Annotated in this window: 14 protein-coding genes; 3 read left to right on the top strand and 11 right to left on the bottom strand. The window is 65.6% G+C overall.

Annotation, left to right across the window (positions count from 1 at the left end):
• From pcaF to paaA, 10 genes are read right to left on the bottom strand one after another with little or no spacing between them, the layout of a single operon-like run.
• Entirely contained in the window at positions 1-1203 is a 1203-nt protein-coding gene (pcaF, locus tag KBW95_RS19765) for a 3-oxoadipyl-CoA thiolase (protein ID WP_211524099.1), read from the bottom strand.
• A gap of 13 nt (positions 1204-1216) precedes the next feature.
• Positions 1217-2530 (bottom strand): phenylacetate--CoA ligase PaaK, encoded by a 1314-nt coding sequence (gene paaK, locus KBW95_RS19760; protein WP_211529145.1) that lies wholly within the window; start codon positions 2528-2530, stop codon positions 1217-1219.
• Positions 2531-2551: 21 nt separating this feature from the next.
• Positions 2552-2989 (bottom strand): hydroxyphenylacetyl-CoA thioesterase PaaI, encoded by a 438-nt coding sequence (paaI, locus tag KBW95_RS19755; protein WP_211529144.1) that lies wholly within the window; start codon positions 2987-2989, stop codon positions 2552-2554.
• Positions 2982-4484: a 3-hydroxyacyl-CoA dehydrogenase PaaH gene (gene paaH, locus KBW95_RS19750; RefSeq protein ID WP_211529143.1), complete on the bottom strand. Its 1503-nt coding sequence runs from the start codon at positions 4482-4484 to the stop codon at positions 2982-2984. The genes paaI and paaH overlap by 8 nt, the downstream gene beginning before the upstream one ends.
• Positions 4485-4486: 2 nt before the next feature.
• On the bottom strand, positions 4487-5278 hold the full coding sequence (gene paaG, locus KBW95_RS19745; RefSeq protein ID WP_211524095.1) for a 2-(1,2-epoxy-1,2-dihydrophenyl)acetyl-CoA isomerase PaaG: 792 nt from the start codon (positions 5276-5278) through the stop codon (positions 4487-4489).
• Positions 5279-5327: 49 nt separating this feature from the next.
• Entirely contained in the window at positions 5328-6404 is a 1077-nt protein-coding gene (gene paaE, locus KBW95_RS19740) for a 1,2-phenylacetyl-CoA epoxidase subunit PaaE (RefSeq protein WP_211529142.1), read from the bottom strand.
• 7 nt (positions 6405-6411) lie between these two features.
• The gene (gene paaD / locus KBW95_RS19735; protein ID WP_211524093.1) at positions 6412-6924 is read right to left on the bottom strand and encodes a 1,2-phenylacetyl-CoA epoxidase subunit PaaD; all 513 of its coding nucleotides are present in this window, start codon (positions 6922-6924) and stop codon (positions 6412-6414) included.
• Positions 6924-7676, bottom strand: coding sequence for a 1,2-phenylacetyl-CoA epoxidase subunit PaaC (gene paaC, locus KBW95_RS19730; protein WP_211529141.1), 753 nt, complete (start codon positions 7674-7676; stop codon positions 6924-6926). The genes paaD and paaC overlap by 1 nt, the downstream gene beginning before the upstream one ends.
• An 8-nt stretch (positions 7677-7684) precedes the next feature.
• Positions 7685-7969, bottom strand: a complete 285-nt coding sequence (gene paaB, locus KBW95_RS19725) for a 1,2-phenylacetyl-CoA epoxidase subunit PaaB (RefSeq protein ID WP_020651929.1) — start codon at positions 7967-7969, stop codon at positions 7685-7687.
• A 20-nt stretch (positions 7970-7989) separates the two neighbouring features.
• The gene (gene paaA, locus KBW95_RS19720) at positions 7990-8973 is read right to left on the bottom strand and encodes a 1,2-phenylacetyl-CoA epoxidase subunit PaaA (protein WP_211529140.1); all 984 of its coding nucleotides are present in this window, start codon (positions 8971-8973) and stop codon (positions 7990-7992) included.
• A 105-nt stretch (positions 8974-9078) separates the two neighbouring features.
• On the opposite strand from paaA, the gene paaX reads away from it, so the two are divergent.
• From paaX to KBW95_RS19705, 3 genes are all read left to right on the top strand, one after another.
• Entirely contained in the window at positions 9079-10008 is a 930-nt protein-coding gene (gene paaX, locus KBW95_RS19715; RefSeq protein ID WP_211529139.1) for a phenylacetic acid degradation operon negative regulatory protein PaaX, read from the top strand.
• A 150-nt stretch (positions 10009-10158) separates the two neighbouring features.
• Positions 10159-11289, top strand: a complete 1131-nt coding sequence (locus tag KBW95_RS19710; protein ID WP_211529138.1) for a M14-type cytosolic carboxypeptidase — start codon at positions 10159-10161, stop codon at positions 11287-11289.
• A 60-nt stretch (positions 11290-11349) separates the two neighbouring features.
• Positions 11350-11586, top strand: a complete 237-nt coding sequence (locus KBW95_RS19705) for a hypothetical protein (protein WP_211524088.1) — start codon at positions 11350-11352, stop codon at positions 11584-11586.
• Positions 11587-11718: 132 nt separating this feature from the next.
• Here KBW95_RS19705 and KBW95_RS19700 read toward each other — a convergent pair whose 3' ends face one another.
• A complete protein-coding gene (locus KBW95_RS19700; protein ID WP_211524087.1) occupies positions 11719-11958 on the bottom strand; it encodes a hypothetical protein in 240 nt (79 codons plus the stop codon).
• Positions 11959-11962 lie beyond the last annotated feature (4 nt).

Below are 11962 nucleotides of genomic sequence, written 5' to 3'. Positions count from 1 at the left end.
TCAGACCCGCTCGACGATCAGCGCGATGCCCTGGCCCACGCCGATGCACATGGTGCACAGCGCGTAGCGGCCCTTGGTGCGATGCAGCTGGTTCACCGCCGTGGTCACCAGGCGCGCGCCCGATGCGCCCAGCGGATGGCCCAGCGCGATTGCGCCGCCGTTCGGGTTCACGTGGGCCGCGTCGTCCGCCAGCCCCAGGTCGCGCGTCACCGCCAGGCCCTGCGCGGCGAAGGCTTCGTTCAGCTCGATCACGTCCATCTGGTCCAGGCGCAGGCCGGTCTGCGCCAGCAGCTTCTTCACCGCCGGCGACGGGCCGAAGCCCATGATGCGCGGCGCCAGGCCCGCGGTCGCCATGCCGACCACACGTGCACGCGGGCTCAAGCCGTGGCGGCGCGCCGCGTCGCTTGACGCCAGCAGCAGCGCGCAGGCGCCATCGTTCAGGCTCGACGCATTGCCGGCGCTGACCGTCCCATCAGGCATGACCACGCCCTTCAGCTTGGCCAGCGCTTCCATGCTGGTCTCGCGCGGCTGCTCGTCGGTGTCGAACACGCGCGACTCACCTTTCTTCCCATGAATCGTGACCGGCACGATCTCATTCTTGAAGAAGCCCTCGGCGTTCGCACGCGCCCAGCGCTGCTGGCTGCGCAGCGCGAACGCATCCTGGTCGGCGCGGCTGATGTTGAATTCGACGGCCACATTCTCGGCAGTCTCCGGCATCGAATCGATGCCGTACTTGGCCTTCATCAAGGGATTGACGAAGCGCCAGCCGAGCGTGGTGTCCTCGATCTTGGCCGCGCGCGAGAAGGCGCTGTCGGCCTTGCCCATTACGAAAGGCGCGCGCGTCATGCTCTCGACGCCGCCCGCGATGATCAACTGGGCCTCGCCGGCCTTGATGGCGCGGGCGGCCGTGCCGACAGCGTCCATACCGGAGCCGCACAGGCGGTTGATGGTATTGGCCGGCACGTCCTGAGGCAGGCCGGCCAGCAGCGCGGCCATGCGGCCCACGTTGCGGTTGTCCTCGCCCGCCTGGTTGGCACAGCCATAGAACAGGTCATCCACGGCGGACCAGTCCACGTCCTTGTTACGGCTAATGAGCGCCGCGATCGGCAGCGCGCCCAGGTCGTCGGCGCGGACGGTCGAGAGCGAGCCGCCGTAGCGGCCGAAGGGGGTGCGGATCGCGTCGCAGATGAAAGCGTCGTTCATGAAATCTCCTGGATTAATTTTTGGGGCGTTTGTCGACGACACGCTTTGCTTTGCCAGTGAGCGTGCGTTCGATGCCTTGCGGAGGCATCAGCGTCACACGGGTAGTCACGCCCACATAAGTTTTGATGCAGTGCTGGAGTTCGCGGCACAGCGACTCCACGGTGTCTTGCGGCAGACTCGCGTCGCGCAGCTCGCCCAGCACCTCCAGGGTGTCGAGATGGCCGTCGCGCGCCACCACCAGCTGGTACTGAGGCGCCAGCAGCGGCATCTTCAGGACCAGTTCTTCGATCTGGCTGGGGAACACGTTCACACCGCGGATGATCAGCATATCGTCCGAGCGGCCCGTGATGCGGCCCATGCGGCGCATGGAGCGCGAAGTGGGCGGCAGCAGGCGCGTCAGGTCGCGGGTGCGGTAGCGGATGATGGGCAGCGCTTCCTTGCTGAGCGAGGTGAACACCAGCTCGCCCTCCTCGCCGTCCGGCAGTATCTCGCCGGTGTCGGGGTCGATGATCTCGGGATAGAAATGGTCTTCCCAGATCACCGGGCCGTCCTTGCTCTCGATGCATTCGCTGGCCACGCCCGGGCCCATCACTTCGGACAGGCCGTAGATGTCGACCGCGTCGATGCCGGCGCGCTGCTCGATCTCGCGGCGCATGGCGTCGGTCCAGGGCTCGGCGCCGAAGATGCCGACCTTCAGCGAGGACTCGGCCGGGTCGATCCCCTGGCGCTGGAATTCCTCGATGATGTTCAGCATGTAGGACGGCGTGACCATGATGATCGAGGGCTTGAAATCGCAGATCAGCTGCACCTGCTTCTCGGTCTGGCCGCCGGACATCGGGACCACGGTGCAGCCCAGGCGCTCTGCGCCGTAGTGGGCGCCCAGGCCGCCGGTGAACAGGCCGTAGCCGTAGGCGATGTGCACCATGTCGCCGGGACGGCCGCCGGCGGCGCGGATCGAGCGCGCCACTACGCCGGCCCAGGTGTCGATGTCCTTCTGGGTGTAGCCGACCACGGTTGGCTTGCCGGTGGTGCCCGACGAGGCGTGCACGCGCACCACCTGCTCGCGCGGCACGGCGAACAGGCCAAAGGGGTAGTTGTCGCGCAGGGTCTTCTTTTCGGTGAAGGGGAACTTCGCCAGGTCGGCCAGCGTTTTCAGGTCGTCGGGATGGACGCCGGCCGCATCGAACGCGGCGCGGTAGTGCGGCACGTTCTCGTACGCGTGCCGGAGCGACCATTTCAGGCGTTCCAGCTGGAGCGCCTGCAGCTCGTCGCGGCTGGCGCGTTCGATCGGCTCCAGTTCACCTGGCATGGGACTACGTTGGACCATCTCGACCTCCTTTGCGTTAAATCAGGCGGCGACCTCGGCCACGTGACCGCTGACGCGGTGCGACTTCCCGCGGAACAGCGCCACCAGGCGCCCTTCCCCGTTGCTCACGGTGACGTCGTAGACGCCGGTCTTGCCCGCAAGCGCCTGCTCCACCGCCTCGGCCACCAGCAGGTCGCCTTCGCGGCCTGGGGACAGGTAATCGATGGTGCAGCCGGCGCCCACGGTATTGAAGTTGTGCGAGTTGCAGGCGAACGCGAAGGCGCTGTCCGCCAGCATGAAGATGTAGCCGCCGTGGCAGGTGGCATGGCCGTTGAGCATGTCGCCGCGCACGCGCATCGACATGCGCGCGTAACCCGGACGAATCTCGTCGAGCGCCATGCCCAGCGCCTGGCTGGCGGGGTCGCGCTCGTACATGATCTTGCCGGCCAGCTCGGCCAGTGCCTGCGGATTGCTATGCATGGATGCGCGCTCCGCTTGGATCGGCAGCCAGCTTGCGGCGCAGCAGCGGCGAGACGCGGTAGCGGTCCTCGCCGTAGACGTCCGCCAGGTTGGCCAGCACCGCCACGATGTGCGGCAGGCCGACACTGTCCGCCCAGGCCAGCGGGCCGCGCGGGTAGTTCACGCCCTTCTGCATGGCCGTGTCGACGGCGCGGGCGCTGCACACGCCCTGGTTGACGGCGTCGGCTGCCTCATTGGCGAGCATCGCCACGGTGCGCATCACGGCCATGCCGGGCACGTCGTCCAGGCGGGTGACGGCGAAGCCGGCGGCCTGGAACATGCCGACCACGGCGTTATACGCCGTTTCGCTGCACTGGTCTGCGCGCGCCAGCGCCACGCGGGTGGCCTTGGAGGCGTCGAGCAGCAGGTCGACCAGGACGGTGTCCGCATGGCCATCGTCGTGGGCGCGCTGGGTGGCGCTGCGGCCGTCGGTCAGGTGCACGGCGGCGCCTTCGCAGCGGATGCCTTCACCTTCCGATTGCGCGAAGCCGGCGGCGCGCAGGCGCTCGGCCAGCGGGCCGGCGCCGATGCTCACCGATTCCGGGCGCGGCTGCGCCGCCTCGGTTTGCGGCATGGCTTTCGCGGCGCCTTCGCCGTACTGGTAGAAGCCGCGGCCGGTCTTGCGGCCCAGGAAGCCGGCGTTGACCAGTTCCTGCTGCAGGATCGAGGGCGTGAAACGCGGGTCGCCGAAATAGGCGTTGAAGACGGAATTCGTGACCGAGAAGTTGACGTCGTGGCCGATCAGGTCCATCAGCTCGAATGGGCCCATGCGGAAACCGCCGCCCTCGCGCATCACGGCGTCCAGGGTGGCCGGGTCGGCGGCCTGCTCGAGCAGCAGGCGCAGGCCTTCGGCGTAGTACGGACGGGCGACGCGGTTGACGATGAAGCCCGGGGTGGACTTGGCGTGGACCGGGTTCTTGCCCCAGCTCTCAGCCGTGGCGTAGACGGTGTCGGCGACCTCCTTGCTCGTCGCCAGCCCGCTGATTACCTCGACCAGTGCCATCAGCGGCACCGGGTTAAAGAAGTGCATGCCGACCAGGCGTTCCGGACGGCGCAGCGGCGCGGCGATCGCGGTGACGGAGATCGACGAGGTGTTGGTGGCCAGGATGCAGCTGTCGGCGACGATGCCTTCCAGCTCGGTGAACAGAGAGCGCTTGGCGTCCAGGTTCTCGACGATCGCTTCGACGACCAGGGCCGCATCCTTCGCTTCCTGCAGCGAGCCGATGGCTTTCAGGCGTTCGCTCGCCAGGTCGGATTCGGCCGCACCCATGCGGCCCTTCTCGACCAGCTTGGAATAGGCGATGCGGATGCTCTCGATCGCCTTGGCGGCGGCATCAAGCCGGGTGTCGTAGAGCAGGACCTGGTGGCCCGCCATCGCCGCCGTTTGCGCGATGCCGGAGCCCATGGCCCCGCTGCCGATCACGGCGACCGTGCTGCCTTGCGGAAGTGCGTGCATCCTTACTCTCCCTTGAAGTGCGCAGGGCGCTTGCCGATGAAGGCGGCGACGCCTTCGCGATAGTCGTGGCTATAGCCGAGTTCGCGCATCATCCGGGCTTCCAGCTGCAGCTGGTCTTCCAGCGAGTTCGTATAGCTGGCCTGGAAGGCTTTCTTGGTGAAGGCCAGGCCCTTGGTCGGGGCGGCGGCGAAGTGCTCGGCCATGGCCATGGCTTCGTCCATCAGGGCTTCGTCGGGGACGCAGCGCCAGATCAGGCCCCATTGCTCGGCTTTTTCGGCGCTGAGTTTTTCGCCCAGCATGGCGAGACCCGTGGCGCGGGCCGGGCCGATCAGGCGCGGCAGGTGCCAGGTGCCGCCGGTGTCGGGGATCAGGCCCAGCTTGCAGAAGGCTTCGATGAAGCTGGCGGATTTGGCGGCCAGGACGATGTCGCAAGCCAGGGCCAGGTTGGCGCCGGCGCCTGCCGCCACGCCGTTCACGGCGCAGATGACCGGCATCGGCAGGTTTTTCAAGGTCAGGACCAGGGGGGCGTAGAACTTCTCGACCGATTCGCCCAGGTCGACGCTCGGGGCGCCCGGGTCGACGGCGCGGTCGTTCAGGTCCTGGCCGGCGCAGAAGCCCCGGCCGGCGCCGGTCAGCACCAGGACGCGGGCGGTTTTGTCTTCCTGCAGCTTCGTGAGCGCATCGCGCACTTCGAGGTGCATGGCCTGGGTGAAGCTGTTCAGACGGTCGGGGCGGTTCAGGGTCAGGACGGCGATGCCGTTGTCGATCTTGAACTGGATGGATTCGTAGGTCATGAGTGTCTCCAAATCTTATTGTTATCTTCCGGCTTTGCGGTTGCAGGGCCTATTCGGCGATGTCGAAGTCGACCACCACCTTGTCGGTGACGGGGAAGCTCTGGCAGCTCAACACAAACCCGCGCCGCACTTCGTAATCCTCGAGCGCGTAATTCACGTCCATCTCGACCTCGCCGTCCAGCACCTTGCAGCGGCAAGTCGAGCACACGCCGCCCTTGCACGAGTAGCGCATGTCGATCCCCGCGCGCAGGCCGGCGTCCAGGATCGATTCCTTGTCCTTGTCCATCGTGAAGCTGGCGGCATTGCCGTCCATGATCACGGTCACTTCGGTCTGGTGCTTCGCCCCCGCCTCGATATGACGCGGCTTGTGCTCGTGCTTCGGAATACTCGCTGCGAACAGCTCGATGCGGATCTTTTCCTTCGCCAGCCCGGCTTCCTGCAGCGAACGCGACACGCCATGCATCATGTCTTCAGGCCCGCAGATGAAGGCCACGTCGATGTCGCGGATGTCGATCCAGTGCTTCAGGAACTGTCCGCACTTCTCTTCCGTGATGCGGCCATTGAACAGCTCGATGTCCTGCTGCTCGCGGCTCATCACGTAGACCAGGCGCAGGCGGTCCATGTACTGGTCCTTCAGGTCGGTCAGCTCGTCGCGGAAGATCACGGTCGACGAGGCGCGGTTGCCGTACACCAGGGTGAAGCGGCTGTTCGGCTCGGCCTGCAGGGTGGTCTTGATGATCGACAGGAGCGGGGTGATGCCGCTGCCGGCCGCGAAACCGAGATAGTGGCGCGCGCTCTCGGGCTCCAGCGGCACGTTGAAGTGGCCCATCGGCGGCATCACGTCCAAGGTGACGCCCGGCTGCAGGCTTTCGTTGGCCCAGTTCGAGAACAGGCCGCCCGAACAGCGCTTGATCGCCACGCGCAAGGCATTGTCCTGCACGGCGGAGCAGATCGAATAGGAACGGCGCACATCTTCGCCATCGATCATGGCGCGCAGGGTCAGGTGCTGGCCCTGCTTGTAGGCGAAGGCTTCCTTCAGGTCGTCCGGCACGTCGAAGGTCACGGCGATGGCGTCGCGCGTCTCGTGCTTCACCTTCGCCACGGTGAGTGGATAGAATTTGCTCATGTTGCCCTTAGTGGCACTTGAAATAGTCAAAAGGCTCGCGGCAGTCCAGGCACTTGTACAGCGCCTTGCACGGCGTCGAGCCGAATTCACTGGTCAATTGGGTATGCGGGGAACCGCAGTGCGGACAGTTCACCTGGGGCGCGGCGCGGCGGCGGATGCCGGCGTGCAGGCCGCTGATGTCGATCGCCTGCTGCACCGGTGGGGCGATGCCGTAGCCCTTCAGGGCCGCCTTGCCGGCGTCGCTCATCCAGTCGGTGGTCCAGGCGGGCGACAGGCGGCTGACGATGCGCAGCTTGTCCAGGCCATGGGCCTGCAGCGCCTCGCGCACGGAGTCGGCGATCACCTGCATCGCGGGGCAGCCGGAATAGGTCGGCGTGATCGTGACCACGCATTCGCCATCCTCGAACGCGACATCGCGCACGATGCCCAGGTCCACCACCGAAATGACCGGGATCTCCGGGTCGGCGACTTCGCCGAGCCAGCTCCAGACCTGTTCGACGGTGGTGTCCACGGTATCCATTACCACTGCGCTCCCGGATAGGCGCGCTGCAGGAACTGCATCTCGGCCAGGATGTAGCCCAGGCGTTCCGTGTGGCGTCCCTGCTTGCCGCCGCGCTGCATGTAGGCGTCGACCGGCGGCATCTTCAGGGTCGCTTCCTCGAAGACTTCCGCGACGTGGTCGAGGAACATCTTGCGCAGCTGCTCGGCCGGCGGCGCGACGCCCTCTTCCACCATCGCGTTGTCGACCGCGTCGTAGATGAACATCTCGCCGCTGAACATCCACAGCTCGTCCGCCGCGGCCTGCATCTTGGCGTGGCTGACGTCGGTGCCGTCGCCCAGGCGCACCACCAGGTCGCCAGAGCGGCGCAGGTGGTAGGTCACTTCCTTGATCGACTTCTCGGCGATCTCGCGGATGCGCAGGTCGCTCGAGCGGGTCAGGCCGTCCATCAGGAAGTAATGCCAGGTGTCGAAGAAGAACTGGCGCATCATGGTCTCGGCGTAGCTGCCGTTCGGCTGCTCCACCAGGTGGCAGTTGCGGTACTCGTGCGCGTCGCGCAGGAAGGCCAGGCGGTCTTCGTCGCGGCCCTTGCCTTCGAGTTCACCGGCATAGGTCAGCCACATGCGGGTCTGGCCCAGCAGGTCGAGCGCCACGTTCGACAGCGCCATGTCTTCTTCCAGCGCCGGACCCTTGCCGCACAGCTGGCACAGCTGCTGCGACAGGATCAGGGCGTTGTCGCCCTGGCGCAGGAGGTATTCGAATTTCGCGTCCACGGCAGCGCTCACAGGTTCTTGACTTCTTCCGGCATCGGGAAGAAGGTCGGGTGGCGATAGACCTTGCTGTTGGCCGGCTCGAACAGCGCTTCCTTGTCCGACGGGCTGCTGGCGACGATGTCGGCGGCGCGGACCACCCAGATCGAGACGCCTTCGTTGCGGCGGGTGTAGACGTCGCGCGCGTTGTTGATCGCCATTTCGGCGTCAGGGGCGTGCAGGCTGCCCACGTGCTTGTGGGCCAGGCCGTGCTGGCTGCGGATGAAGACTTCCCACAGTGGCCATTCTTTGCTCATCTTGTATCTCCGTTTTTGATTTACGCAGCCTTCTTGGCTTTTTTCTCTGCGTGCGCGACCAGGGCGTCGCGGAACCATTCGCCATCCTCGTAGGCCTTGACGCGGGTGCGCAGGCGCTCGCGGTTGCAAGGACCGTTGCCCTTCAGGACGTTGTGGAACTCGCTCCAGTCGATCTCGCCGAAGTCGTAGGAGCCGCGCTCCTCGTTCCACTTGAGGTCCGGGTCGGGAATGGTCAGGCCCAGGTATTCGGCCTGGGGCACGGTCTGGTCGACCATGCGCTGGCGCAGTTCGTCGTTCGAGAACAGCTTGATGCGCCAGGCGGTCGACTGCGCGCTGTTGACCGATTCGGCGTCCGACGGCCCGAACATCATCAGGGAAGGCCACCACCAGCGGTTGAGCGCATCCTGGGCCATCGCCTTCTGTTCCGGCGTCCCTTGTGCGAGGCTCATCATGATGTCGTAGCCCTGGCGCGCGTGGAAGGACTCTTCCTTGCAGACGCGGATCATGGCGCGCGAATACGGGCCGTAGGAGCAGCGGCAGAGCGGGATCTGGTTGATGATCGCCGAGCCGTCCACCAGCCAGCCGATGGCGCCCATGTCGGCCCAGCTCAGGGTTGGGTAGTTGAAGATACTCGAGTATTTCGCCTTGCCCGAGTGCAGGGCCTGCAGCAGCTCGTCGCGCGAGACGCCCAGGGTCTCGGCCGCGCTGTACAGGTAGAGGCCGTGACCGGCTTCGTCCTGGATCTTGGCCAGCAGCACCGACTTGCGCTTGAGCGTAGGCGCGCGGGTCACCCAGTTGCCTTCTGGCAACTGACCGACGATTTCCGAGTGCGCGTGCTGCGAAATCTGCCGAATCAGCGTCTTGCGGTACGCTTCCGGCATCCAGTCCTTCGGTTCGATCTTGATCCCGGCGTCGATGCGAGCCTGGAAAGCCTGTTCTTCGGCGCTCATGTCCTCTGCGGTCTGGACTTTCTTGAGGCCGGTCTCCACCATCTGTGCGTACATGTTTGTCTCCGTTGCAAACCTCTCCAATCCATAATACGATACAAAAAATCGGATGTACACAAAAATTTTGAATCATATTGCCGGGTAGATTAAGATGACTCAACCATGAAACAACCCTCGAGCGGCGCGTGGATCGACGACTTCCTCACCCAGGACACCCCGCGCCATAAGTCGCTGGTGATGACCCTCTGCGGCGACGCGATCGCGCCGCACGGCGGCGGTTTCTGGCTGGGCAGCATGATCGAGCTGATGGCGCCCCTGGGCGTGAACGACCGCCTGGTGCGCACCAGTGTGTTCCGCCTGGTGCAGGAAGGCTGGCTGGTGGCCAGCCGCGAGGGCCGGCGCAGCCGCTACGCGCTTGAGCCCAAGGCCCTGCCGCGCCTGGCGCGCGCCAACCGCCGCATCTATTCGCCCCCGGGGCTGGACTGGAACGGCCGCTGGACCTTCCTGCTGGCGCCCACCAATACCATCGACACCGAGCTGCGCAACCTGCTGCGCAAGGAATTGGAGTGGGAGGGCTATGCAATGCTGGCCACCGGTGTGATGGCTCATCCCGCGCCCGACCGCGACAGCCTGCGCGAGATCCTGGCGCGCTGCGGCGCCGAGGACAAGGTGTTCGCCTGCGAGGCGGGAGAGCTGCCCGGCGTGGGCTCGCGTCCCCTGCCCCAGCTGGTGCGCGACGGCTGGGACCTGGGCGGCGTAGTGGACGGCTACCGCCATTTCATCGACAGCTTCGCGCCCCTGCTCGCACAGCTGGAGACCAATCCCGACGTGACGCCGCAAAACGCCTTCGCAATCCGCTCGCTGCTGGTGCACGCCTACCGCCGGGTGCAGCTGCACGATCCGATGCTGCCGGTGGCCCTGCTGCCCCAGCCCTGGCCGGGATCGGAGGCCTACGAGCTGGCGCGCAAGATCTACCGCCTCACCTGGGCCCGGGCCGAGGAACACGTCATGGCCATGCTGCGCCACGAGGACGAGGCCACCCCTGCCGCTGACGACGACTTCTATCAACGCTTCGGCGGCCTGCACGACTAAGAGCGCCCGACAACACCCTCATGGCCGCGTTGCATCGTCTTGCCGTACTACAGTACTGTCTTCGACGATGCGCCTTGCCCTGAGGGTGTTGTCGGGCGCTCTCTAAGGTATTATTTCGCCTTCACCGCATTCCCCTTTACAGGACACACCATGTCTATCAAGATCAGCAGCCAGTTCGACGCTGGCGCCATCGAGGTCGTGAACGCCAAAAGCGCCAACGCCATCGACCTGAACATCCGCAAGGATTCGCACGCCGACATCATCCAGTGGTTCTACTTCCGCCTGCAGGGCGCGCAAGGCGAGCCGTGCACCATCCGCTTCCTGAACGCCGCGCAAGCCGCCTATCCGGCGGGCTGGGAAGACTACCAGGCGATGGCGAGCTACGACCGCATCAACTGGTTCCGCGTGCCGACCTCCTACGACGGCAAGGTGATGACCATCGAGCACACCCCGGCCATGGACAGCGTCTACTACGCCTACTTCGAGCCGTATTCGTGGGAACGCCACCTGGAGCTGCTGGACCGCGCCCAGATGTCCGAGCACGTGCGCATGGTGGACCTGGGTTCGACCGTCGACGGTCGCGACCTGAACATGCTGATCATCGGTGAACCGTCGCCGGAAAAGAAAAAGGTCTGGGTGATTGCACGCCAGCACCCGGGCGAGACCATGGCTGAATGGTTCGTCGAGGGCATGCTCGACGCGCTGCTGGACCCGGCCCACCCCTTCGGCCGCCAGTTGCTGAAGGAATCCGTGTTCTACGTGGTGCCGAACATGAACCCGGACGGCTCGGTGCGCGGCAACCTGCGCACCAACGCGGCCGGCGCCAACCTGAACCGCGAATGGCTGAACCCGAGCATGGAACGCAGCCCGGAAGTCTTCCTGGTCAAGCAGAAGATGCACGAAGTGGGCGTGGACCTGTGCCTGGACGTGCACGGCGACGAAGGCCTGCCCTACGTGTTCGTGGCCGGCAGCGAATCCCTGCCGAACTTCACCGCCGAGCAGGCGGCCGCCCAGAAGCGCTTCAGCGACGATTTTCTGATCGCCAGCCCGGACTTCCAGGACGTGCACGGCTACGGCCAGACGCCGTACACCGAAGAGACCCTGACCATGGGTTCGCCGCACATCACCCACGCCTTCGGCTGCCTGTCGCTGACCCTCGAACTGCCGTTCAAGGACAACGCCAACGATCCGGACCCGCAAGTGGGCTGGGACGGCGCACGCAGCGCGCGCCTGGGCGCCGCGGTGCTGCAGCCGGTGCTGAACGCGATTCGCGCGAAGTAATCACTTAGCAGGCGGGCCGGGTTTTTCCACCCTGCCCGCCTTTTTCATGACGAGGCCACCATGACCGTATTTGCCGCTCCCGTGTTTGACGCCACCGTCGACTATGAGGGCCAGGAATTGTTCAAAGGCCGTGGCGCCGCCCAGACCTGGGCGGAAAAGCTGGCGAAGGAAATCGAGACCGAAGTGACGGTCGAGAAGATCGGCACCGGCTGGGCGCTGCGCGCGACCGTCGATGGCGAGGTGAGGACCTGGGGGATCTTCGGGCAGCGCCTGAGCCGCCTGGAGCAGCCGAGCTAGCTGCTAACCGTAAAACCGTCGCACCGGCGAAGGCCGGTGCCCAAGTTCGTAGAGCAGTGGATACGCATGCAAACTTGGGTTCCGGCCGAGGGGGACGCCGAGTCCCGGAACGACGTGCTTGTGCCGCGTGATTTAAAGCTGGACGCCCAGATGCGCCGCCACCCAGGTATTGGCGTCTTCAGCGCTGTCGAAATGCAGGGTGGCGATGGCGGTCTTGTCCGGCGCCATGAAGGTCGCGTAGACCTTGCGGCTGTCGTTGTTGGAACTGAGCAGGTCCGAGGCCTGCGCCAGCTCGACCGTTGCCACCAGGTCCAGATTGAGCAGCACGGTCTTCTGGCTGCCCTCCTTGTCGATACGTACGAATCGATTCATGAGC

The sequence above is a fragment of the Massilia sp. ZL223 genome (assembly GCF_018119395.1).
Lineage (GTDB): Bacteria > Pseudomonadota > Gammaproteobacteria > Burkholderiales > Burkholderiaceae_D > Telluria.
The sequence above is the reverse complement of the archived record's forward strand: the minus strand, read 5'-3'. Positions and strand labels throughout refer to the sequence as shown.

Excerpts from the sequence above, each read along its gene's own strand:
- paaA (WP_211529140.1), bottom strand. The coding sequence starts at position 8,973 with ATGTACGCACAGATGGTGGAGACCGGCCTCAAGAAAGTCCAGACCGCA.
- KBW95_RS19705 (WP_211524088.1), top strand. The coding sequence starts at position 11,350 with ATGACCGTATTTGCCGCTCCCGTGTTTGACGCCACCGTCGACTATGAG.
- paaD (WP_211524093.1), bottom strand. The coding sequence starts at position 6,924 with ATGGATACCGTGGACACCACCGTCGAACAGGTCTGGAGCTGGCTCGGC.
- paaX (WP_211529139.1), top strand. The coding sequence starts at position 9,079 with ATGAAACAACCCTCGAGCGGCGCGTGGATCGACGACTTCCTCACCCAG.
- paaB (WP_020651929.1), bottom strand. The coding sequence starts at position 7,969 with ATGAGCAAAGAATGGCCACTGTGGGAAGTCTTCATCCGCAGCCAGCAC.
- pcaF (WP_211524099.1), bottom strand. The coding sequence starts at position 1,203 with ATGAACGACGCTTTCATCTGCGACGCGATCCGCACCCCCTTCGGCCGC.
- KBW95_RS19710 (WP_211529138.1), top strand. The coding sequence starts at position 10,159 with ATGTCTATCAAGATCAGCAGCCAGTTCGACGCTGGCGCCATCGAGGTC.
- paaI (WP_211529144.1), bottom strand. The coding sequence starts at position 2,989 with ATGCATAGCAATCCGCAGGCACTGGCCGAGCTGGCCGGCAAGATCATG.
- KBW95_RS19700 (WP_211524087.1), bottom strand. The coding sequence starts at position 11,958 with ATGAATCGATTCGTACGTATCGACAAGGAGGGCAGCCAGAAGACCGTG.
- paaG (WP_211524095.1), bottom strand. The coding sequence starts at position 5,278 with ATGACCTACGAATCCATCCAGTTCAAGATCGACAACGGCATCGCCGTC.
- paaK (WP_211529145.1), bottom strand. The coding sequence starts at position 2,530 with ATGGTCCAACGTAGTCCCATGCCAGGTGAACTGGAGCCGATCGAACGC.
- paaH (WP_211529143.1), bottom strand. The coding sequence starts at position 4,484 with ATGCACGCACTTCCGCAAGGCAGCACGGTCGCCGTGATCGGCAGCGGG.
- paaE (WP_211529142.1), bottom strand. The coding sequence starts at position 6,404 with ATGAGCAAATTCTATCCACTCACCGTGGCGAAGGTGAAGCACGAGACG.